The sequence below is a fragment of the Pseudomonas fluorescens genome (genome assembly GCF_001648775.1).
Classification (GTDB): domain Bacteria; phylum Pseudomonadota; class Gammaproteobacteria; order Pseudomonadales; family Pseudomonadaceae; genus Aquipseudomonas; species Aquipseudomonas fluorescens_M.
Map to the genome: position 1 here is coordinate 26,218 of NZ_LVEJ01000013.1, position 20,479 is coordinate 46,696.

A 20,479-nucleotide genomic window follows, 5' to 3' on the forward strand; every position below is an offset into this window, starting at 1 on the left:
GTTTCTCTGTCACGGCCCGCGATCAAAGGCCAAGCACAGCGCTTGCTTCACGCATGAAAATTTCCACGGTTTTCGGACCGATGCCGTCGAATTCTGCCAGGCGTTTCTCAAACGCCTGGCGATCAGCGCTGACCTCGATCATATGGCTGACCTTGCCCGCGTACTCGTCGTTTAACCGGCGTGCCAAGGCGAGCAGCCGCACGGCGGTGGTTTCGTCGTAACGCACGTAATGCGCCTCCCCGAGCATCGCGACCAGTTCACGATGGCTGCACGCCGCCAGTTTGCGCGGTGTATCGCGCCCGTGTTTATCGGCAATCACCCGATAGGCTTCGGCGGCGATTTCGGCCTGTATCCGCTTGCCCATCAGGAAACTGGCAAGCAGCCACTTGAACAGGGCAGCGTCATCGTTGTGTTTTAGCTGAATGTTCAAATCCTCGGCGCTGATCGTCTTGTTCACTGGCAGCCTCCGGGGGTGAAATCGTGGGGTCTGTTAGTCCGCGCGGGGACTTGATTTTTAGGCTGCGGCCAGTCCCAACCGTTCAAAGCAAAACAATTGTCAGCGGCCTGAAACAAACCCCGAAAATCCTTTGAATTTTTTTTGTCGGCAAAACTCATTTGCGTATGAGCGTAAGGAGGAACGCATGAGTAACGTCGACATCTTCGTCATCGAATACAAACTTCACGGCCAGCCAAAGTCTTTCGTCATCCGCGCAAAAACCATGCGCAACGCTGACGCATGGCATTGGGCGAGCTGCGACGCCGGCATTGCGCCGATTCCCAAACCCGGCAAGCCACCGTTGAAAGTCATCTCCAAACCCCAGGCCGAGCGGTTCGGCATCACCGAGGTCAAATGGCGGGAAACGGCAACGGTGGACTGGATGGAGGCTTGATCATGCTCAAACAGATCGGCAACACACTGATCCGCCGCGACCATCGCGCCAGTTGCCATTGCGGCGCCGTGATCCTCGAAATCCACTTGCCCGACGGCCTGCCCACGCCCCATCGCTGCGACTGCTCGTTCTGCAAACGCCGGGGCGCGATTGTCGCCGCAGTGCCGGCGGCCGACCTGAAAGTGATCCGAGGAAAATCCGCACTGTTGAAGTACAGCTTTGGCCAGCAAGTGGCCGAGCATTTTTTCTGCGGTAACTGTGGCATCTACACCCATCACCGACGTAGCACCAATCCGCAGGAGTTCGGCTTCAATGTTGGCTGCCTTGAAGGGGTCAATCCCTATGATCTGGGCGAGGTGCCTGTGGCGGATGGTGGGGCTTGGCAGTCGCCTTAGAGCAAATGACCGCTGACGAGCGCATCAAGGCTCGTCAGCGGTTCAATGAGCAAGATCGGCATTGCCGATAGCGACCTGCCTTATTGCAACTTCAGCTCAAGCAACTCACCGCCCTCCTTGCTCAGACGCTCCAGATACGCGCCGGCCTCCAGCAACTGATAAGGGAAGTAAAGACCTGCCGGCGTAGGCGCTCGACCATCGAGCCCGAGCAGTCGCTCCAGCAGCATCGCGACACTCAACCCCGTCAGCGCCGCAGCACCTGCCGGATGAACGAGTGCATGCCGCGTGTGCATCGGTCGCCCGCTGCGATCTTCGCCGACCATTTCGATGAGAATTTCGGTAGACATCGGCTGTCCCGCGCGACGCGAAGAACTGACCCCGCTGCCGAGATTGAACTGCACATTCGGCGCATCGGTGGCGGCCGCCAGCCCGGTGACGTCGATGGACGAGAAACCGCTGGCTGGCATCGATATACCGTCTACCGCGCGGAAGCTAACGTTCTTGTCCTCCCCTTCACGCCAGACGTAATCGCCATCGCGCCGAATCAGGGCGGCCGGCAGCATCTTGTTCAGGTGCTCGAAATCCTTGGCCACGGTCGGCCCGCCACCGTCCTCCTCGTCGACCAGCGCATCGATGCGGATATCGCGCACCCGCGAAAACGACTCGGCAAGGTGCAGCGTCGCCACCGTCGTTGCACCCACCATCCATTCGTAACCGAGCACGATGGGCGCCGCGTCAGGGCGATGGATGTAACTGGCGATTTGCGGCGCAATCTCGAACACGCCGGAAGAAATGCTCAGATGCGGAATCTTGCGCTGCTGCGCGAAACGCAGCCCGGCCAGGGAATGATCCATGTAGAAAACCGCCACGGCGCTGACCGGGCGATCGCCCAGCCCCAAGTCGTCGGCAGCAGGATCAATGACCACGCCCTGTGCCCCGCCCATTTCCTCGGCGGCTTGCTGAGCCTTGGCCAGGTCACGGCCGCCGATCAGTAACGGTACGTCGGGATGGGCGGCGCGCAAGGCTTTGGCAGAACGGTGGCCGATGGCGCCGGAGCCGCCCAGAAACAGAATTGGATGAACTGACATAGGTATCCCTCCTCGTCTTTTTGAGTTGCAACTTAGTGTTGGTGCGTGCCTTGGCGTGAGGGTTCCGCACCATTACCTGAGCTGGAGGGTGGACTGACGGACGTCATTTTGAACGGTGTGTTGATGAAGCGTGTTTAGGAGTTTTTCGTGATTGTTTAAAAGACACGTCGCGTTACTTGCTTAAGGCTACAACTTCTTGCGCCGTTGCCTACGACTACGCCAGAATCCGCCGGCTTGTGCGTCTGGGGTGCGGGTTTTATCGTTTGTCGGTCACTGAAAAACAGTGATCGGGTTTGGTAGCCCGGTATTCCCAGGCGCATCGCGCACCTCTCTCAGAGATCGTTTTTCTTGATCTCCGTTTTATGGTGGCCATGCGTAGGGCGTCCTCGGACGCGCCGGGTTCCTGGGCCGGTCTACCAACCTGTGCATGGCCGCCACCCTTCGCTTGGTAGCGAATCGTGATGGCTCCTTAATCGTTTCCCAGGAGTGTCATCTATGTTCAAAGTCACGCCCAACCCACCAGAAACCGATCCAGTCTCACCCTACAAATTCCCGGACTCCCGAACACTCAACGACGCCGCCGAACGCGCCCTCGATTACTACCTCACGCCAACCCAACGCATCATGGGCAGCGACGAGAAACACGCCCCCATGTTTTTGGCCAACGCCGATTACGACAGCGAATCCCTGCTCGTCAACGCCAGCGAGTCCCTAAGCTCAGCCACCGAAATGCTCTGCAACTTCGCCGCCCTCTTGGACCCCGGCCACCGCAAAACTGCGCTGGGGATTGCGCAAGTGGTGATGCTGGGGGAGCTGGCGGTGAATCGAGCGCTGGATAATGTTGTGCCGGTGGATTGAGGGGTAATCCCTTTGTGGCGGCGGACAGACTGCCACAGAGGGATTAAAGCTACATGGTGCGTCTGTCTTTGGCCATAAATGGACGTTCACAATCGACCGCCAACGGTCGGAAGCAGTCATTCGTGGGTGGTCGTTTTCGGCCAGAAAAAGGATTGTGGATACCATGCAGTGGAGATGGTAGCGTATTAATAAAAATACTCGAAGTTGAGCCTCGAAATAACAACTCACTAAAGGTGTATTTTGAAACATTACAAGAATAGATTGATCTGCTTTCTAGACGTTCTTGGTTAATCCTCCATGATAGAGAAAGTTGGGATCGAAGAGATCTACAACAAGTATTCGCAATTTGTTGACATAGCGAAAAACAAAGTATTTTTCGGAACACCTGACGACTACGAAGGCCCGAGCAATAATTTCGAAATATCAGAGATTGTTTCCGACTCAATACTTTTAGTCTCTTATGATGTGGGCGATGTAGCATCTATCAATAACTTCATAGGGTCTATACACTTTTTTCTGGAATTAGGTCTTGCAAGCGGCTTTATGTTTCGCGGATGCATTAATCAAGGTGAAATTATATTCGATGAACAAAGGAATATTTTTTTAAGCAAGGAGTTTAATGAACTGGCCAAGTTCGAGCCAAAAATTGATGCTCCGGTATGCGTTATTTTCGATGAGGCGAAATCTACAATCCTGTCATCTTTGTTTGGGCCTAGGTTTGGAAAAGATGGAGTAGTACCTTCAAAATCCTTGCCAGTTATTAAATGGCCCACCCCTTTAAAAGGTGACATAACAAAAGATCTTTGGTGCATTAATTACACTTTTTTCTGTAATAAAAAACACATAACCGACTCTATTGAGTATTTAGCAGGAGATTCAGCAAAACAAAGAAACTTTATTAAGTATCTTGATTTTCTGGAGGTTTTGCCTGAGGAAAGGCTGACATCTAACAACCAAAACCCTGATAGCAACTATTTGAAAATAATGAAAAGTAGAAGCGGAATGCGAGTTGCATTTGCAAATAAACGCGATGAAATTACGCAGCCACCTATTCAGTGGGGTTTTCCTACTGTCTTTATTTCGCCGCCAGAAGAGATAATGATGCAAGTTGATCCCGTAACATGCCTGGTGAGCTTCACCGCGAAAGGACGATGGTGCTGAATAGTTCACCTTTGCGGTCAAAATCCTATCGCCGGAAGGAACGGGTAGATTAGCCACAGTGCACCGCTGTCTTTATTCGGCACAAAGCTGGCCCTTGCGAAGGGCAGCAATTGGCCAGAAGCAGTCAATCGTGAATGGCCGTTTTCGACCTAAAGCTGCCAATCAACGCCTGCGGAAGTCAGCAAACATTAGCCAATCGTTCTTGAGCTGAGTTACGAGGATTGTGAGAGGCTCCCATTGAGGTTAGCCTTCTGAAGCGTAAGCGCTGCAATTCCAGGTAAATTAATAGGATGGTAAGCCATGCTTCTACCCTTTCTCCTGACTGAGCGCAGTACGTTGCAATCATTTCGTACTGTGAACTCATACACAGCGCATTTAAAAGTGCCCTGTGTACCTACTGACGATTAATTATCATGCCAAATATATCGAAAGGATCTCTCAGGGTCAGACCTCCATTAACTTAAACGTGGTCTTACACCGACTTCACCAAGTATTTGCGTGCTAGGGAGCCTTGCCTATTACAATACTTCGACCAGTTCAAACTCTTCCGCCACAAGTTCCATAGCCTCGTCGAACCAGCCCTCTCTTTGGAAAAAATCTTTATGACCTTCCCTCCAGTACTTGAGGCTGAGATCCCCTTCGCCTTCTTTCCTTGCAAAATCTTGATCTACATCGCAGTAACGAGTGATACGCATCGAAACAACCCTGATCACGCATACCGGTTCGTCCTTACTGTTGAGGACGATGCTATAACCGCCAAGAGTGGGTGATTCATCTTCAAGTTTGAATGACGAGAACGAACTACATGTGGCTGTTTTTACGCCTTTAACAACCCGTTCAGCCAGCTCATCTGCCATTTCTGGAGCATCCCCAAATGACCAGGCAATGGCGCCGGGGTACTTGATCTTTAAATCATCAATCATGCTCATAATTCAATCCCTTTAAATCATGGAGAGGTCACATACTTATTTATATTTGGCTACGCCAATCATGAATCGCGGCGTTGTAGTGATCAATGGTTCGACGTCAGCTATCGGCCGAGTACAGTCATTCGCGAACGACCGCTTCCAGCGCTATGATCGAAACCCAGCTTCCAGAACGACCACCCATGCCCACCTCAATAAAACGCCCAACCCCCGCCCCGCTACTCAATCCGGGCGAATCCGTCGTCCTCTTCGACGGCGTCTGCAAACTCTGCAACGGCTGGGCGCGCTTCCTGATCCGCCACGACCACGAACGTCGCGTACGCCTGGCCTCCGTGCAATCTCCCGAAGGCCAAGCCCTCCTCGCATGGGCCGGCCTGCCAGTGGACCAATTCGACACCATGGCCGTCATCCGCGACCACCACTACTGGGAACGCTCAGACGCCTTCTTCGAAGTCATCAGCCAATTACCCGCCCGCTGGCAGCCATTGCGATTGCTGCGCGTCTTCCCGCGAGGCCTGCGCGACTGGGCCTACGACCGCATCGCGCTAAACCGTTATCGCCTGTTCGGCAAGTACGACACCTGCCTGCTTCCTACTCCGGACCATGAACAACGCTTCCTGAAAGCCACTGCAGCTAAAGCAGAAAGCTGAACAGCTGCACCGGGGTCATCTTCGTGACCATCATCAGCACGATGACGAACATCCCGGCGAAACCCATCACGCCCATCCAGAACCATTTGCGGTACACGGCTTGATATTGCTCATCCAGCCCCGCGCCCGCCTCGCTCGCATTCGCCGCCATCACGCACAGGCGTTTCTGCAACAGCAGTACCGGTAACCACAGCGCGCCGACGCAGAAGAAGATGATCAACGATGCCAGCACCCACTCGGTGCTCATGTTCAGCCCGGAAAGTCGCATCAGCACATAACCCGTGATGATCTGCACGAAACCGGCCGGCGTGGTAATCCATGTGTCGAAGCCGACGACCATGCGCGCGACGTGGGCAATCACTTGCGGGTTGCGCGTGCGGCTGGCGGCGATCAGGTAGAGGTAGGAGCCCATGCCGAAACCGAACAGGAAGATCGCGGCGATGATGTGCAGGTATTTCAGGCTCAGGTAGAGCATGTCAGCGCTGCCCGTCCGAGTAGTTCACGGCCAGGCTCAGGTTGGCCGGGTCGTTGATGGCGGCCATGTATTCGGCGACGCTGATTTCGCCCACGCACGGTCGGGCGCCGGCGGATGGCACGTAGCCTGAGGCCATTTTTGTCGCCAGCGCGACGGCGGCGCAGCTGGGGATTTCCGGGCCTTTGTCGTTCAGGGCGGTGAGTTGCGCGGTCATCGACAGCGGTTTGCCGTCGACACCCAAACCTTGAACGTCGATGTACATCGCACTTTTGCCATCGCCGAAACGTTCGAAGTGCAGGCCGAGGCGATGCAGTCTGGCCGCCCACAGCGCATGGTCGCGCACCAGTCCGACTTTCAGTGCCTGAGCCAGCAGGCCGTTGGCGATGCCGCCGAGTTTCAGCCCGGCGCCGGCCTTGAACTTCAGGGTCTGCGCGCCATAACGGCTGGCGAAGATGTCCATGTCCGGCACATCGACGTTGGCCAGCAGTCGGGTGCCCATCTGCGGCATTTTGCGCAAGGTCAGATCCAGCCAGCCGGACACCTCATGCACCTTGCCGTTTTTCAGTTGCTTGATCGGTTTGCCGGCGTAAGCGAGTACGCCTTCGATGGTCGACAGCCCGGGCATTTTTGCCGATGAAGAAATGCCGTGCTCGATCGAGTCGATGCGTGAAAAGCGTTGGCGCTGTTCATCGATGATCGCCGACGACAACGTCGGCACCGAGCTGCAACCGCTGAGGATCGCCACGCCAGCCTGTTTCGCACGTGCGTCGAGCACGTCGATGCCGTTGACGAAAGTGCGGCAATCCGCGAGATCGCAGTAGTTCACGCCGGCATCGATGCAGCTCTCGGCGACCGCATAGGATTGCCCTTGAAACGGCCCGCCGGTGTGGACGACCAACTGAATGTTCAGCGCGCTCAATGCGGATCTGAATTCGCCGCCCATGGCATCGCCGCACCAGCCTGCGCAGACGTTGGCTGATTTACTGTTGAGCTCATCGAGTTTGCTTTGCAACTTGCGCGGATCGCGCCCCGAAAGCACCAGTTCGACATCCGGCATCAGCGCCAGATGCCGGCAGACGATGCTGCCGAAATTTCCGTAACCACCGACCACCATCACCCTGAACGGCATGCAATTCTTCCCTAAGTCGTTCCATCACACAGGCGTGCAGGATATAGGGCCGAACGTCAGCAAGCCATTCAGATCAGTTGTTCGCCACCCATTTGCGGTACTGACGCGTACGCAAGGCATTGCCGATTTGCTGCATGATCAGCGCGCGCAGCGGTGACACGCGCGGATCGGGCTTTTGCGCCTGACTGAGTTTGCGCAACTGGAACTTGACCACCGCCATGTTGGCCAGCGACGCCATGGCTTTGTTCTTCCAGGTGATCGGTGGCAGTTCGGGGGCGCTGTCCTTGCCCTGCAGCCAGTCACGCGGCAGGTTCGGATCGATGGCCAGCGCAGTGCCGATGCCGACCATGTCCACGCCACTGTTAACGACCATTTCAGCGATCGGCCGACGGCGCACGCCACCGGTGACCATCACTGGCATCCGCGCGACTTTCTGGATGTCTTGGGCGAACTCGACAAAATACGCCTCGCGCGCGAGAGTGCGGCCATCGCGCGCCTCGCCCTGCATGGCCGGCGCTTCGTAACTGCCGCCGGACAGTTCGACCAGATCCACGCCCAGATCATTGAGCATTACAACCACCTGACGCGCGTCATCAGCACTGAATCCGCCGCGCTGGAAATCAGCTGAATTGAGCTTCACCGCCACGGCAAAACTCGGTGAAACCACCTGCCGTACAGCCTTGACGATGTCGAGCAACAGCCGCGCGCGATTCTCCAGAGACCCGCCCCACTCGTCCGTGCGCTGATTGGTCAGCGGCGACAAAAACTGGCTCAACAAATAGCCGTGCGCGGCGTGGATTTCCACGCCAGTGAACCCGGCTTGCTCGCCGAGTTGCGCGGTGCGCGCGAAGCGCTGAATGACGTCTGCGATCACGCGGGCTGTCATCGCATGCGGCGTGGAGAAATGCCTGGACAGGCTGCCCATGCTCAGCGGGACCGCCGATGGCGCCCAGGTTTTCTGGCCGAGGTTGGCCTGCATCTGTCGGCCGGGGTGGTTGATCTGCAACCAGAACTGCGCACCGCCGGAACGGCCGACCTGCGCCCAACGCTTGAACTTGGCCAGTTGCTGATCATCCTGCAACACCACGCCGCCCGGCCCGGTCATCGCGCGGCCATCGACCATGACGTTGCCAGTGATGAGCAAACCGGCACCGCCGTCGGCCCAGGCTTGATACAGGCGCATCAGTTGCTCGGACGGCGCCTGATCGGCGTCGGCCATGTTTTCTTCCATGGCGGCTTTGGCGATGCGGTTTTTGAGGGTGGAACCGTTGGGAAGCAACAGGCTGTCGAACACGTTCATGAGGAATCCTCGTTTGGGCGTGCGGCAACCATAAGATTAAAGCGAACTTTAAGGTCAAGAGCTTTTTATCAACGTTGATTATTTGACCGAGACGGCCTTCTCCTTGCGCATCTGATTGATCAACAACTGCGCGTTGTCCGCACAGCCGACGTCCGCCGGTTTGCTCTCGATGCCGTGGATGACGCGCAGCAGTTGCGCCTTGTTGTGCGCCAGGCGCTGCTGCAGCACTTCGATTTCCTCGACCTTGCGCTTGAGTCCGATCAGCATCTCTTCGTGCTGCCAGTCCTGCGCATTCACCGGCAGTAACTGGCGGATTTCCTCCAAGGAAAACCCCGCCGACTGTGCACCGGTGATGATTTGCAGAATCCACTCGGTTTCCGGGGCGTAATCGCGATAGCCGTTGGCTTTGCGCCCGACCGATTTGATCAGCCCGCTCGCCTCATAAAAGCGGATGCGCGAAGGCGCCAGGCCGCTGATTTTTGCCAGTTCACCGATTTTCATGTTTCACCTGAGCAGTGATCGACTTTGAAGTGAACTTTAACCCTTCACCTATCAAACGACCAAGTGCGACCTCGACCTGTTTTTAATGCAGAGCAGAGATCCTGTGGGAGCGAGCTTGCTCGCGAAGAGGCCGGGTCAGTTACATCATTGTTGATTGACACCACGCATTCGCGAGCAAGCTCGCTCCCACAGTGGCTAGAAGAGTACGCACCCGGGAAAGTTGACGAACGGTCTGTCGAATGTTCAGATGCCGCCCTGTTTCAGGTGCCCCCTGCCGCCGTGCATGGGGTGAAACGGGAAACCGGTACGTTCTTTTCGAACAAGTCCGGTGCTGCCCCCGCAACGGTAGGCGCGTGATGCTTTCGATACACCACTGTGGCCAGACGGCCATGGGAAGGTGAAAGCCTCGATACGCGCGAGCCCGGAGACCGGCCTGAAATGCTGTTTGGCAAAATCCTGCGGTGGGCGGGCATGGGCCGGTATTGGCTGTGCGCGATGCCTTCTCCTGCATGCTCTTCTGCGAAGATCCTTTTCGAGAAGACAATGATTCGACCTTTCAACACTTCTGCTCCCTCCCTGTTGCTTGGCTGCCTGTTCAGCCCGCTGCTGCTGGCCGACGACGCGCCGCTGGAACTCAATCAGCAAATCGTTTCTGCACCGTCCGTGGAATCCACCACCGTCGCCGACATGGCGAAGTTCGGCAGCAAGGTCGAGATTGTCAGCCGCGAGCAGATCGAACGCGCCGGCCCCAGCGCCGATGTCAGCCGCGTGATGCAGATGTTCATTCCCGGCCTCTACGTTGCGCCGAAAAACGGCCCGTTCGACTACGGCACTTATTCGTTGCTCGGCGGGCGCAACGACGACACGCTGATCCTGCTCGACGGCGTGCGCCTGAACAATCGCCTGTACGGCGGCCTGTACCTGGACACTCTGCCGGCCAACGCCATCGAACGCATCGAAGTGCTCAAGGGCGGCCAGAGCCTGTTGTTCGGCACCCAAGCCGTTTCGGGGGTGATCAACATCGTCACCCGCAGCCCGCAGAGCCGCAAAGCCGCCGGCGAGGTGAACCTGGGCGTGGATAGCTTTGGCGGCACCAGCGAAGATGCGCGGGTCGAGAATATTTTCACTAACGGTTTCGGCGATCTCGGTTTGCTGGCCTACGTCAGCCACAACGTCTCCGACGGTTACCAGCCGTATCGCAATCGCGACATGAAAAACGACTCCGGCAAGGATCGCGCCTACGAAGTCACTACGTTCGGCGGCAAGGTAATCCAATCGTTCGGCGATGATTCGCGGCTGGAACTGTTCTACCAATACGCCGACGCCAACCTCGATTTCGCCCGCCCGGTCGACAACCACAAGACCACCAACGACCGCGTTCAACAGATCGCTACCGCGACGTTCGAACAGAACATCAACGAGCGCCTGAGCTACTTCGTCAAAGGCCATATCAACGATTGGGACACGCGCTACACGCGCATCAACAACGTCGCCGGCGGCGGCACCAAAGTCATCAACCACAATGACTATTGGGGCTTCACCGATTGGGGTGTGCAGGCCGAGGGCAAAGCACAATTGCCCGGAGGCCATGTACTGGTGTTCGGCACCGACAACCAATGGTTCAAGGGCCAGGACGATGTGCTGGTCATCGACAACGACAAGGCCGAAGCCCACGCCGTCTACACGCAATTGCGCCCGCAGATCGACGCCCTGCCGAACTGGCACCCGAGCATCGGCGTGCGTCACGAAGCCATGAGTGGCGGCGACGGCGCCACGGTCGGCATGCTCACTTCGCTGTATGACCTCAACGACAACTGGTCGGTGCGTGGCCAATATGGCAGCGCTTACAAACTGCCGAACGCCGAGCAACTGTTCGTCAACGAACCGGGCGACGAGATCGGTAACCGCAATCTCAAGCCGGAAAAAAGCCGCAACGCGGAACTGGGTGTCGACTACAAAGGCTTCCTGCTGGATCGCGAATTCAGCGCCAGCGTGACCCTGTTCAAACGCAAGATCGACGACCTGATCACCCTCGACGACATTCAGTGGGTCAACGGCGAAGGTCAGGTGCGCATGCGTGGTTTCGAGGCCGATGCGAAGCTGGCGCTCAACGATCAGTGGAGTCTGCAAGCGGACATGACCCGCAACCTCACCGAATCACGCACGGGGGCGACCATCAATGATATCCCGAGCTTCTTCGCTCGCTCCCGTGTGGGTTACGAGTCGGAAAATCGCCTGTGGGGCGCCGGCGGCGCGATCCGCTATATCCGCGACATCACCAGTTCGAAACAGGTCGAATACGGCCACTATTCGGTGGTCGATGCCGACGCTTATCGCTACCTCGACAATGCCCACCAACACCGTGTCAGTCTGCTGGTGGAGAACCTGTTCGACCGCGATTACGTTACCAGCCGTTCGAGTAACGTCGACAACCTCGGCCGGCCGTTCACCTCCGAAGTGCGCTACACGTACCGCTTCTGATGAGTGAAATCAGCCCTGTCGACGGCGTCGACTCGCACCCGGACTGGTCACATGTGCCCGAGCATGCGCGTCATGTGTTCATCTGCACCGGCCCGCGCTGTACTCAGCGCGGCGCCCAGCAGTTATGGAAAACCTTGCGTCGGCATCTGCTGGAGCACGATCGCATCGAGACCCCGGGCGGCGTGTTGCTGACCCGCACGCACTGCCAGTTTCCGTGCAATCGGGGGCCGATCCTGACGGTGTATCCGGAACGCTGCTGGTATGGCGTGCACAGCAACGCGGACGTGCAGCGACTGGTCGAAGTGCATCTGGTCGGCGGTGACGTGGTCGAGGATTTGCTGATCAAGGCGCGGACATGAGGAGACTTTTATGTTTGTTCGGCGCCCTGCTCTGCTCGTCAGCGGTGCTCGCCGACAATTTCAGCAATTGCGGCGAAGACTGGCGCCAGGCACCCACACCGCCCTCGCGGATTGTGGCGCTCAACCAGCATGCGGCCGACATCGTATTGGCATTGGGCGCGGGGCCATCGTTGATCGGCGTCGCCTACCTGGATGACACCACTGCCGGGCAGCTGCCGTCCGAGTATTTCGGCGTGCCGGTGATCGCGCGGCAGTACCCGTCCAGCGAGGTGTTGTATGCGCAGAAGCCGGATCTGGTGATCGGCGGTTTCGCCACCGCGTTCGGAACCGGTGTGACTTCCCGCTCAGGGCTGGCGCGCAACGGTGTCGGCTCGTATTTGCTGGAGTCAGCCTGCAACGGCCATTCGCTGGATTACTTCGCGCTTGTGCGCAAGGACTTGCTGACGCTGGGCCAACTGCTGCACAAACAGTCGCAGGCGCGGCAATTGAGCGAAGCCATGGATGCCGATCTTGCCAGTGCCCGGGCCTTGGCCGGTGCGGGTAAACCGCTGTCGGTGTTCTATCTCGACAGCGAGGTCAAAGGCCTCGACAGCGAAGGCCGACGCGGCTTTGTCACGCCGCTGCTGGCCGCCGTCGGTGCGCGCAATGTGTTTGCCGACATCAACCTCTATCGAGTGACGGTGAACAGCGAAACCCTGCTGGCCAGCGACCCCGACGTGATTCTGCTAGCCGATGCGCAATGGTCGCCGGCCAGCCGTAAACGCTATCTGCTGACCCACGATCCCGTGCTCTCGCAACTGCGCGCCGTGCGTGAAAACCGCCTGATCGACATCCCCTTCACCCATTTGCTGCCCACCCTCAACAGCGGTCGAGTGGCATTGGAGCTGGCCCGCCAGCTCGACGCCTTGAACAAAAAATAAATGAACCCGCCGCACCACACGCCGCCTAACGCACAGACCATCAGGAGGTAGCCAATGCAAATCGAAACCGTGTGGATCGTACTGGCGGCAGTTCTTCTGCTTATCGAACTCTGGGCCATCAATCGGGTGCGCAAGAGCGAGGGGAAAGCGAGCAATAAAGGCGTGTGGATCGTACTGATCGTGTTTGTACCGTTGTTTGGCTTGATTGCCTGGGCGCTGGCGGGGCCCAAGCATGTCAGTCAGCATTCGGCGTCGTAACTCGATTCAACGCCGTGATGCGGGGCTTGCCATCGGCAGCGCCCCGCTGATCACGTTTGATCAACTGACGGGCACCAACGGCGGCATCTCCTCCATCTGCGCCAGCGGCACGTCACTGCTGCCGGGGGTCAGGATGACCTTGCGGCAGTTTTCCTCTTTTTTGTCGAAGATCTTGTAACCCTCGGCGGCCTGCTCGAGAGACAGCCGATGAGTGATGATTGCGTCGGGTTGCAAGGCGCCGGTTTCAATGTAGCCGAGCAGCTCCGGCAAGTAGCGCTGCACATGGGTCTGGCCCATTTTGAACGTCAGGCCCTTGTCGAAGGCATCGCCGAACAGAAAACCGTGGATGAAGCCCGAATACACGCCCGGCACGCTCACCACCCCGCCGCGCCGCACAGCCGCGATGCACTGGCGTAACGCTTTGCCGCTGCTGCCCTCAAGCTTGAGCGTGGCGAGGATCGTTTCGGTGGTGCTGCCCTTGGCTTCGAACCCTACGGCATCAATCACGGCATCGACGCCACGACTGCCCGGGGTCTGGCGAATAATCGTATCGGCCGGGTCATCGTCGTCATCGAAGTTGATCGGTATCACGCCATAAGTACGTTGCGCGTAGTCGAGCCGATACGGGTGGTGATCGACCATGAAAATACGTTCGGCGCCGAGCATCTTCGCGCATGCAGCGCTGAGCAGGCCAACCGGTCCGGCACCGTAAATCGCGATGTTTGAACCCTGACCGATGCCAGTATTGGTCACGGCTTGCCAGGCGGTCGGCAGGATGTCCGAGAGGAACAACACCTTCTCGTCCGAGAGTGTCCCCGGCACTTTGAACGGCCCCATATTGGCCTTCGGCACTCGGACCAATTCCGCTTGGCCTCCGGGGATGCCACCGTACAGACGGCTATAGCCAAACAACGCAGCAGGCGGCGGAATGACTTTCTTGTTCATCGCTGAACCGGGGCCGCTGTTAGTGGTTTCGCATGCGGCATACAGTTCCTGCTGACAGAAAAAACAGTCGCCGCAGGCAATCACGAACGGAATCACCACGCGGTCACCGGGCTGCACCGCAGTCACCGCCGAACCGGTTTCCTCGACGATGCCCATGAATTCATGGCCGAAGATATCGCCATGCTCGACAGTCGGAATCTTGCCCCGATACAAGTGCAGGTCGGAGCCACAAATCGCCGTGGCCGTCACCCGCAGAATGATGTCGTCGTCGGCTTCCAGTTTCGGGTCCGGCACGGTTTCGACTCTGACGTCATGGGCGCCGTGATAGGTCATTGCTCGCATGGTGAGTTCCTCGATCGCTTGAGTAAAATGGCTGCTGTCTCCCATACGGCAGGGCAACGCCAAAACGAGTTCAGAACGCTTTCGCACATTCGGATCAGCGGGCCAACACTTGCGGCGAAGCGGTGATCTGCAATGCCTGCGACCCCCGTTTCATGCAGCCTGCACGAAGGCTTTTTGCCTGTGCCGTCGCAAACCCCTTGATTCATCGCGCTTGAACTTCGCTCCCCGATTGGCACGCCAAATGCTGTGGGTTCAGGGCATTCACAGATCCGTGAGACAACGGCCTGTGTTCACTCCGTGACAGCAGAGGCAACGCCATGAACGCCATCGACCTACTCAAAGCCGATCATGCCAAAGTCAAAGACATCCTGAGCCAACTGAGCGAATCGACCGAGCGCGCGCTGAAAAAACGTGTCGAGCTGCTGGGCAAGCTGGAAATGGAAATTTCCATCCATACCCGCCTCGAAGAGGAAATCCTCTACCCCGCCTTCAAGGCTGCCGGCAGCAAAGAACAGGACGTCATGTACTTCGAAGCCAAGGAAGAACATCGCACCGTCGACTCGCTGGTGCTGCCCGATCTGAAACTCACCGACCCGGGCACCCCGGAGTTTTCCGGCCGGGTGAAAGTGGTCAAGGAACTGCTTGAACACCATATCGAAGAGGAGGAAACGGAAATGTTTCCTCAGGCGAAAAAGCTTCTCGGCAAGGAAAAACTCGAAGAGCTGGGCGCGCAGATGGAAGCCATGAAGGCCAGCTACAAAAAGGAAATGGCCGCAGGAAATATGGCTGCTTAATTCGTTGCAAGCGTCCGAGCCCGGCTTTGGCCGGGCTTTTTTCTGGTTGCTCGCATTGCCTCACTGTTGCAGGATCAGCGCGTCGACAACAGGGAGTGTTGAAATGAAGCAGAACGCATGCGAGCGAATTGTAGTGGTGGGTGCGGGCATCGTCGGCGCCTCCCTTGCGTATCACCTGGCTGCCAAAGGTGCGCAGGTCAGGTTGATCGAGGCCGGCGAGATCGCGAGTGGCGTCACGGCAAGCTCTTTCGCCTGGATCAATACCACGCACGCTGGCGCGGATCCGATTGCGCAATTGCGCGGTGCGGCCATCGAGGAATACCGCCGACTCGAAATCGAGTTGCCGGATTTGCAGATTCGCTGGACCGGAGCTTTGTCGTACAGCGAATCTGCGCAGAGCTGCGCTTTGACAGCGTTGATAAACCGCCCCGAGATCCTTGTACACGAACCCAACCTGAAGCATCCACCGCCTTACGCGCTATACAGCGCTGAAGAAGGCGCGCTCGACGCCGTACAGGCCACCCACGCCTTGATTGCCGGCGCCCAGGCGCTGGGAGCGACGCTGCTTACGCAAACCCGAGTGACCGGTTTCAAAATCTGCAACGCAGCCGTGAGCGGCGTTGAAACCACAACGGGCACGATCAATGCCGACCTTGTTGTGCTTGCAGCGGGGACCGGTACCCAACAGTTAACGCAGATGCTCAACGTCTGCCTGCCCATCGACGCCTCGCCGGCCATTTTCATCCGCTACAAGACCCAACCGGACCTCGTCAAAGGCATCATTTCCAGCCCCGAAATGGAAGTTCGGCAAAATGCCGACGGCACGTTGCTGGCCGCTGAAGATTATCTGGGAGAGGCGCCGGGTAACTCGCCGACAGACATCGCCTGGCGCACCGCCGAAGCCATACACAGTGAACTTCACGGGGTAGTTTCCATAGAGCCGCAAACCGTCGCCGTCGGGCTGAGGCCGATACCCGCTGATGGCATCCCCGTTGTCGGTTACCTGCCCGGTGTCGGCGGGGTTTACGTTTGCGCGATGCATCCCGGGGTGACGCTGGCGGCAATCGTCGGGCGCCTCGCCAGTGAAGAGCTGCTTGATCGCCAGTCATCTGCCGCCCTTGAGCCGTGCCGCCCAGAGCGCTTCGTTCAGGCTTGATTTAGACTTGCCGACGTTTTGCAGCTGGGGTCTGCGCGGCAATGCATCGTCATTCCGGGCAGTGGTAAATCGAAGTACAAAAGGAGAGCAGCATTGACGGTACGCAAGGACGCTTCATTCGCCTATCAGGAGGTCTACCACTACCTCGTCGGGTTGATCGATGCGGCCAGAGGCACGACTGAACAGAAACTGCCATCCCTGCGACAACTGGCCCTGCGCCTCGGCGTTTCGGTGTCGACGACCAAATACGCCTACGCACTGCTTGAAGACGAAGGCAGAATCCACGCCAAAGCCAGGTTCGGTTATTTCACCCGGGGAACACCGGCGGCGCCTGTGACGGCCAGCGCAGACAGCCTGCTGGACAACGTTTTCGCCAGTGCCCGTCAGCCCTCCATGCTGGCCCTGAGCAGCGATGCCCCGGCGATGCTGTTGTCGCTACAAGGTCCGTTGTTGACAATCGAGCGCGAACTGACCCGCCAATACCCGCGCTCGCACGCGCCGCTTTATCAGCCACTCGGCGAGCCCGAATTGCGCGCGGCGCTGGCTGAACGCTACACCCGTTCCGCGCACGGCCACTGGCAGGCCGAACACGTGTACATCGGCGCGGACTTGCGCAGCGTATTGGAATTGTCGCTCGACGCCTTGAACCTCGGCGGCACTGTAGCGCTGGTCGAATCGCCCTGCTCTTGGGCGATTCTGCGCCAGTTGCAGGCGGCCAACATCCGTGTGATCGAGATGCGCCTCGACGATGACGGCCGCTTCAACCTGCCTGCATTGAAGGCGTTACTGATGCGCGAACCGGTGCGCCTGGCGGTGTTTTCCTCCACGGTGAATATTCCTCAGGGCCAGTTGATGCCGGCCCACGACAAGCAGCAGATCTGTGACTGGCTGGCCGAGCGCGATATCTGGCTGTTCGAAAACGACACGTGGGGCGAGTTGTGTTTCGCCGAGTCAGCGCCGCGCTATCGCGATTTTGCCGATCCGCACAAGCTGCTGGTGTTCTCGACATTCGACAAAATCATGGGCGGCGAAGCGCCCTACGGCTACGTGCTGTGTCGCCAGCAGACCGCGTCATTTCATCGACTGTTTATGCAGCGCGGATTTCGTCTCTCGCCGATGCGGCAGAAAGCGATTGCCAGACTCTACGGTTCCAGGCGCATCGACCAGCACCTGACGACGCTGCGCGGGCTGTTGTTCAAGCGCATGCAACAGCTGCAGACCTTGCTGGAAGAGCACGGCAACGACCAGTGGCAGGTCGTCGCCCCGCAAGGTGGTGCGAGCTTCTGGCTCAAGGCTGTGCGTCCGATCGACATGCAACGGGTGTTCGAACGCCTGCTGGCCGAGCGGATCGTCATCGCTCCCGGCGAGATCTTCAGTCAGCAAGGCGCCTGGCAACAGTACGTGCGCCTGAGCTACACCGTCGATTGGGACAAAGACATCGGCCACGCGGTGAGACAACTGGCGCAAGCTATCGGCGCAGAACATCCGGCGTAACTAGAGTCCATAACAATGCCGCGCTTCAGGAAAGCGGCCATGGCGCACATCGTCGGCGAACTGCGCGCAAGCCTCGCTGATCACCGCGCCGACATCGGCGTACTGTTTGACAAAGCGCGGCGGCTGCCCACCGCCCAGTCCGAGTACATCTTCGGTGACCAGCACCTGCCCGTCGCAGGCCGGTGAGGCGCCAATGCCGATGGTGGGCATTGTCGAGTCCAGCGTAATCTGCCGCGCCACGCCCTCCGCTACCCCTTCGAGCAACAGACTGAAGGCACCGGCATCGAGATTGGCCCGGGCGTCTTCGGCAATCAGCGCGCCGGTTTCAGCGGTCAGGCCCTGGGCCTTGAAACCGCCCATGACATTGACGAACTGCGGCATCAGCCCGACATGCGCCATGACCGGAATCCCGCGCGCCACGAGAAACTCGACGGTCGACGCCATGGCCTGGTTGGCTTCCAGTTTGACCGCGTCGCAACCGGAACGCGCCAACACCTGAGCGCAATTGCGAAAGGCCTGCTCGTGGGATTCCTGATAACTGCCGAACGGCATGTCGGCCACCACACAGGCCAGGCGCGTACTATCGACCACCGCCCGCGTGTGGCCGATGATTTCTTCGAGCTGCATGCTCAGTGTCGAGGCGCGGCCATAACCGACCATGGCCGTCGAGTCGCCGATCAGAATGAAGTCGACGATGGGGTCGATCAGCTTGGCGATCGCACTGGAATACGCCGTGAGCGAGACGATTTTCTGCTGGCCTTTCATCGCGACCAGTTGCGGTACGGTCAGGCGTCTGGTGCGGGTATGCAGACTCATGAGCGCACCTGCGAACCGATTGCCCGCGCGCCCTGAATGTCGTCGAAATGAATGTTTATTGCTTGCATACAATGCCCAATTCCCAAGGATTCGAGCGCTCGATTATTGGTTTAACGCAGCAATATTCAATGTACAGATTGGCCCGAAAAAGCAACCCAGGCGCTTCCCACCTCAGGCTTCGTCCTGGAAAATGCGCACAACCTTTCGGATGCTTTATCTCGCCGTTTATCGCAGGATAAGTGGCTGATACAACGGTCAACCGATCGGTTCTGATCACGGGCTACAACTGGAAACGGAAGTCATCATGGAAGCAACCATTACCTACCGCACCGCCACACCTGACGATGCATTGAAAATGTGCGAGCTGGGCCAGTTACTCAATTCGGTACACCACGAGGCCCGCCCGGACATTTACGCCGCCGCGACCGCAGACTTTTCCCGTGATTTGCCGCACTGGTCCGGCGTTTTCGAGAAACCGGGCCATGTTGTGTTTCTCGCTAGCGTGGCCGACCAGGCCGTTGCATTCATTACCGCCAACCTGTCCGCCAGTTCCGGGCCGTTGATGCAGCCGCAGAATGTTGTTCGCATCGGCTCGGTGTGTGTCGCCGAGCCGTTCTGGGGCAAAGGCATTGGCCGCGCACTGATTCAACGGATTAAGGACTGGGCCATCGAGCAGAATGCGCAGGACTTGCGCTTGACAGTCTGGCCTTTCAACGAGCGTGCGGTGCGCATGTATGCCGAGTTCGGTTTCGAGACCCGTGCCCTGGAGATGGGCGTTCGATTGTAAGGAGCGGACACGTCCAATCATGAATAAACGTGAACAGCTCCATCAGCAGGGTTTTGCCCTGCTCCGTCGCGCTATACCCGCCAAGTGGCTGGACGACCTGCGCCAGGCGTTCGATGCGGGTGTGTTGCCGTCAGATCGCTGGCCCGTCCCGCGCGGTCATGACTGGCGCCATTCGCTGCTGGATGAGCATGCAACCGTTCGCGCGGTGTGCCGCTTGCCAGCAGTGTTGGCAGTGGTGGGCGAGCTGATCGCGGAGCGCTTCTTTCTGTCCCAGGTCGAGGGCCGCGAACCGCTTCTGGATGGCGGCCATCAGCAACTGCATCGCGACTTGTCCGCGCAACGCCCCGGAGACTGTGCAGTGGCCCTGGCTTTTTTCGATGATTTTGGCGCCGACAACGGCGCGACCCGTATTGTCCCCGGCAGCCATCGCCCCGCGCCGGGAGCGCCGCCCGTAGATGGCAATGATGAGACGGGGTCGGTGCAGCTCACGGGCCGCGCGGGTGACATTCTGGTGTTCGATGTCGACCTGCTGCATGCCGGCAGCAAGAATCTGTCGGGCGCACGCCGGCGCTCGATTCTGATCAACTACTGCGCCGAGCCGCTCTACGCGGCTCACCGGCAGACCATGGCGCTGCGAAATATCCGCATGGACCCTATCGAATGGTTCGATCCTGCCGACAACATCGTAGTGGACACCAAGAGGTTTTAGCGGCGAAAGTCCACCTCCGTACAAGAGCCACTTTCACTTACGATT

General features: G+C 58.3%; 23 protein-coding genes and 1 riboswitch. Of the genes, 14 read left to right on the top strand and 9 right to left on the bottom strand.

What is annotated here, in order from left to right; translation table 11 throughout:
* Positions 1 to 22: 22 nt before the first annotated feature.
* Positions 23 to 457, bottom strand: coding sequence for a hypothetical protein (locus tag A8O26_RS13555; protein ID WP_064118482.1), 435 nt, complete (start codon positions 455 to 457; stop codon positions 23 to 25).
* A 184-nt stretch (positions 458 to 641) separates the two neighbouring features.
* On the opposite strand from A8O26_RS13555, the gene A8O26_RS13560 reads away from it, so the two are divergent.
* Both A8O26_RS13560 and A8O26_RS13565 read left to right on the top strand, forming a co-directional pair.
* Entirely contained in the window at positions 642 to 890 is a 249-nt protein-coding gene (locus tag A8O26_RS13560) for a DUF6555 family protein (RefSeq protein ID WP_016984867.1), read from the top strand.
* A gap of 2 nt (positions 891 to 892) precedes the next feature.
* Positions 893 to 1,285 (top strand): GFA family protein, encoded by a 393-nt coding sequence (locus A8O26_RS13565; protein ID WP_064118483.1) that lies wholly within the window; start codon positions 893 to 895, stop codon positions 1,283 to 1,285.
* An 80-nt stretch (positions 1,286 to 1,365) separates the two neighbouring features.
* Here A8O26_RS13565 and A8O26_RS13570 read toward each other — a convergent pair whose 3' ends face one another.
* The gene (locus A8O26_RS13570; RefSeq protein WP_064118484.1) at positions 1,366 to 2,373 is read right to left on the bottom strand and encodes a hypothetical protein; all 1,008 of its coding nucleotides are present in this window, start codon (positions 2,371 to 2,373) and stop codon (positions 1,366 to 1,368) included.
* Between the two features lie 495 nt (positions 2,374 to 2,868).
* Here A8O26_RS13570 and A8O26_RS13575 point away from each other — a divergent pair, with 495 nt between their 5' ends.
* Both A8O26_RS13575 and A8O26_RS13580 read left to right on the top strand, forming a co-directional pair.
* The gene (locus A8O26_RS13575; RefSeq protein ID WP_064118485.1) at positions 2,869 to 3,231 is read left to right on the top strand and encodes a DUF6124 family protein; all 363 of its coding nucleotides are present in this window, start codon (positions 2,869 to 2,871) and stop codon (positions 3,229 to 3,231) included.
* A gap of 297 nt (positions 3,232 to 3,528) precedes the next feature.
* Positions 3,529 to 4,392, top strand: coding sequence for a hypothetical protein (locus tag A8O26_RS13580; RefSeq protein WP_064118486.1), 864 nt, complete (start codon positions 3,529 to 3,531; stop codon positions 4,390 to 4,392).
* A 518-nt stretch (positions 4,393 to 4,910) separates the two neighbouring features.
* On the opposite strand, the gene A8O26_RS13585 is transcribed toward A8O26_RS13580, so the two are convergent.
* The gene (locus tag A8O26_RS13585; RefSeq protein ID WP_064118487.1) at positions 4,911 to 5,321 is read right to left on the bottom strand and encodes an ASCH domain-containing protein; all 411 of its coding nucleotides are present in this window, start codon (positions 5,319 to 5,321) and stop codon (positions 4,911 to 4,913) included.
* Between the two features lie 179 nt (positions 5,322 to 5,500).
* On the opposite strand from A8O26_RS13585, the gene A8O26_RS13590 reads away from it, so the two are divergent.
* Positions 5,501 to 5,968: a thiol-disulfide oxidoreductase DCC family protein gene (locus tag A8O26_RS13590; protein WP_064118488.1), complete on the top strand. Its 468-nt coding sequence runs from the start codon at positions 5,501 to 5,503 to the stop codon at positions 5,966 to 5,968.
* Here the strand turns inward: A8O26_RS13590 and A8O26_RS13595 are convergent.
* From A8O26_RS13595 to A8O26_RS13610, 4 genes are all read right to left on the bottom strand, one after another.
* Positions 5,952 to 6,443, bottom strand: coding sequence for a DUF2269 family protein (locus tag A8O26_RS13595; RefSeq protein ID WP_064118489.1), 492 nt, complete (start codon positions 6,441 to 6,443; stop codon positions 5,952 to 5,954). The genes A8O26_RS13590 and A8O26_RS13595 overlap by 17 nt on opposite strands.
* 1 nt (position 6,444) lies before the next feature.
* Complete coding sequence (locus A8O26_RS13600) at positions 6,445 to 7,572, bottom strand: saccharopine dehydrogenase family protein (protein ID WP_064118490.1); 1,128 nt, start codon at positions 7,570 to 7,572, stop codon at positions 6,445 to 6,447.
* A 73-nt stretch (positions 7,573 to 7,645) separates the two neighbouring features.
* Positions 7,646 to 8,872: an NADH:flavin oxidoreductase/NADH oxidase family protein gene (locus A8O26_RS13605; RefSeq protein WP_064118491.1), complete on the bottom strand. Its 1,227-nt coding sequence runs from the start codon at positions 8,870 to 8,872 to the stop codon at positions 7,646 to 7,648.
* A gap of 78 nt (positions 8,873 to 8,950) precedes the next feature.
* Entirely contained in the window at positions 8,951 to 9,373 is a 423-nt protein-coding gene (locus tag A8O26_RS13610) for a MerR family transcriptional regulator (protein ID WP_064118492.1), read from the bottom strand.
* Positions 9,374 to 9,618: 245 nt separating this feature from the next.
* A riboswitch (cobalamin riboswitch) is annotated at positions 9,619 to 9,824 on the top strand.
* A 92-nt stretch (positions 9,825 to 9,916) separates the two neighbouring features.
* Between A8O26_RS13610 and A8O26_RS13615 the strand changes: the two genes are divergently transcribed.
* From A8O26_RS13615 to A8O26_RS13630, 4 genes are read left to right on the top strand one after another with little or no spacing between them, the layout of a single operon-like run.
* A complete protein-coding gene (locus A8O26_RS13615; RefSeq protein WP_064118493.1) occupies positions 9,917 to 11,854 on the top strand; it encodes a TonB-dependent receptor plug domain-containing protein in 1,938 nt (645 codons plus the stop codon).
* The gene (locus A8O26_RS13620; RefSeq protein ID WP_064118494.1) at positions 11,854 to 12,213 is read left to right on the top strand and encodes a (2Fe-2S) ferredoxin domain-containing protein; all 360 of its coding nucleotides are present in this window, start codon (positions 11,854 to 11,856) and stop codon (positions 12,211 to 12,213) included. Before A8O26_RS13615 ends, A8O26_RS13620 begins: the two co-directional genes overlap by 1 nt.
* Positions 12,210 to 13,133, top strand: a complete 924-nt coding sequence (locus tag A8O26_RS13625; RefSeq protein WP_064118495.1) for an ABC transporter substrate-binding protein — start codon at positions 12,210 to 12,212, stop codon at positions 13,131 to 13,133. Before A8O26_RS13620 ends, A8O26_RS13625 begins: the two co-directional genes overlap by 4 nt.
* Positions 13,134 to 13,187: 54 nt before the next feature.
* Positions 13,188 to 13,391, top strand: coding sequence for a PLD nuclease N-terminal domain-containing protein (locus A8O26_RS13630; RefSeq protein WP_007916127.1), 204 nt, complete (start codon positions 13,188 to 13,190; stop codon positions 13,389 to 13,391).
* Positions 13,392 to 13,451: 60 nt separating this feature from the next.
* Here A8O26_RS13630 and A8O26_RS13635 read toward each other — a convergent pair whose 3' ends face one another.
* Positions 13,452 to 14,678 (bottom strand): zinc-dependent alcohol dehydrogenase, encoded by a 1,227-nt coding sequence (locus A8O26_RS13635; RefSeq protein WP_064118496.1) that lies wholly within the window; start codon positions 14,676 to 14,678, stop codon positions 13,452 to 13,454.
* A 317-nt stretch (positions 14,679 to 14,995) separates the two neighbouring features.
* Here A8O26_RS13635 and A8O26_RS13640 point away from each other — a divergent pair, with 317 nt between their 5' ends.
* From A8O26_RS13640 to A8O26_RS13650, 3 genes are all read left to right on the top strand, one after another.
* Entirely contained in the window at positions 14,996 to 15,472 is a 477-nt protein-coding gene (locus A8O26_RS13640; protein ID WP_064118497.1) for a hemerythrin domain-containing protein, read from the top strand.
* A 103-nt stretch (positions 15,473 to 15,575) separates the two neighbouring features.
* Positions 15,576 to 16,628, top strand: coding sequence for an NAD(P)/FAD-dependent oxidoreductase (locus tag A8O26_RS13645; protein ID WP_064118498.1), 1,053 nt, complete (start codon positions 15,576 to 15,578; stop codon positions 16,626 to 16,628).
* A 93-nt stretch (positions 16,629 to 16,721) separates the two neighbouring features.
* Positions 16,722 to 18,122: a PLP-dependent aminotransferase family protein gene (locus A8O26_RS13650; protein ID WP_064118499.1), complete on the top strand. Its 1,401-nt coding sequence runs from the start codon at positions 16,722 to 16,724 to the stop codon at positions 18,120 to 18,122.
* Here A8O26_RS13650 and panB read toward each other — a convergent pair whose 3' ends face one another.
* On the bottom strand, positions 18,123 to 18,938 hold the full coding sequence (gene panB, locus A8O26_RS13655) for a 3-methyl-2-oxobutanoate hydroxymethyltransferase (RefSeq protein WP_064118500.1): 816 nt from the start codon (positions 18,936 to 18,938) through the stop codon (positions 18,123 to 18,125).
* 304 nt (positions 18,939 to 19,242) lie between these two features.
* Between panB and A8O26_RS13660 the strand changes: the two genes are divergently transcribed.
* The gene (locus A8O26_RS13660; protein ID WP_064118501.1) at positions 19,243 to 19,725 is read left to right on the top strand and encodes a GNAT family N-acetyltransferase; all 483 of its coding nucleotides are present in this window, start codon (positions 19,243 to 19,245) and stop codon (positions 19,723 to 19,725) included.
* A 19-nt stretch (positions 19,726 to 19,744) separates the two neighbouring features.
* The gene (locus tag A8O26_RS13665; protein WP_064118502.1) at positions 19,745 to 20,434 is read left to right on the top strand and encodes a phytanoyl-CoA dioxygenase family protein; all 690 of its coding nucleotides are present in this window, start codon (positions 19,745 to 19,747) and stop codon (positions 20,432 to 20,434) included.
* The last annotated feature ends 45 nt before the right edge of the window (positions 20,435 to 20,479 follow it).

Coding starts and splice junctions, on each gene's coding strand:
- A8O26_RS13605 (WP_064118491.1), bottom strand. CDS start 8,872: ATGAACGTGTTCGACAGCCTGTTGCTTCCCAACGGTTCCACCCTCAAA.
- A8O26_RS13585 (WP_064118487.1), bottom strand. CDS start 5,321: ATGAGCATGATTGATGATTTAAAGATCAAGTACCCCGGCGCCATTGCC.
- A8O26_RS13645 (WP_064118498.1), top strand. CDS start 15,576: ATGAAGCAGAACGCATGCGAGCGAATTGTAGTGGTGGGTGCGGGCATC.
- A8O26_RS13595 (WP_064118489.1), bottom strand. CDS start 6,443: ATGCTCTACCTGAGCCTGAAATACCTGCACATCATCGCCGCGATCTTC.
- A8O26_RS13615 (WP_064118493.1), top strand. CDS start 9,917: ATGATTCGACCTTTCAACACTTCTGCTCCCTCCCTGTTGCTTGGCTGC.
- A8O26_RS13590 (WP_064118488.1), top strand. CDS start 5,501: ATGCCCACCTCAATAAAACGCCCAACCCCCGCCCCGCTACTCAATCCG.
- A8O26_RS13635 (WP_064118496.1), bottom strand. CDS start 14,678: ATGCGAGCAATGACCTATCACGGCGCCCATGACGTCAGAGTCGAAACC.
- A8O26_RS13610 (WP_064118492.1), bottom strand. CDS start 9,373: ATGAAAATCGGTGAACTGGCAAAAATCAGCGGCCTGGCGCCTTCGCGC.
- A8O26_RS13665 (WP_064118502.1), top strand. CDS start 19,745: ATGAATAAACGTGAACAGCTCCATCAGCAGGGTTTTGCCCTGCTCCGT.
- A8O26_RS13570 (WP_064118484.1), bottom strand. CDS start 2,373: ATGTCAGTTCATCCAATTCTGTTTCTGGGCGGCTCCGGCGCCATCGGC.
- A8O26_RS13575 (WP_064118485.1), top strand. CDS start 2,869: ATGTTCAAAGTCACGCCCAACCCACCAGAAACCGATCCAGTCTCACCC.
- A8O26_RS13600 (WP_064118490.1), bottom strand. CDS start 7,572: ATGCCGTTCAGGGTGATGGTGGTCGGTGGTTACGGAAATTTCGGCAGC.
- A8O26_RS13565 (WP_064118483.1), top strand. CDS start 893: ATGCTCAAACAGATCGGCAACACACTGATCCGCCGCGACCATCGCGCC.
- A8O26_RS13630 (WP_007916127.1), top strand. CDS start 13,188: ATGCAAATCGAAACCGTGTGGATCGTACTGGCGGCAGTTCTTCTGCTT.
- A8O26_RS13620 (WP_064118494.1), top strand. CDS start 11,854: ATGAGTGAAATCAGCCCTGTCGACGGCGTCGACTCGCACCCGGACTGG.
- A8O26_RS13625 (WP_064118495.1), top strand. CDS start 12,210: ATGAGGAGACTTTTATGTTTGTTCGGCGCCCTGCTCTGCTCGTCAGCG.
- A8O26_RS13560 (WP_016984867.1), top strand. CDS start 642: ATGAGTAACGTCGACATCTTCGTCATCGAATACAAACTTCACGGCCAG.
- A8O26_RS13580 (WP_064118486.1), top strand. CDS start 3,529: ATGATAGAGAAAGTTGGGATCGAAGAGATCTACAACAAGTATTCGCAA.
- A8O26_RS13640 (WP_064118497.1), top strand. CDS start 14,996: ATGAACGCCATCGACCTACTCAAAGCCGATCATGCCAAAGTCAAAGAC.
- A8O26_RS13660 (WP_064118501.1), top strand. CDS start 19,243: ATGGAAGCAACCATTACCTACCGCACCGCCACACCTGACGATGCATTG.
- panB (WP_064118500.1), bottom strand. CDS start 18,938: ATGAGTCTGCATACCCGCACCAGACGCCTGACCGTACCGCAACTGGTC.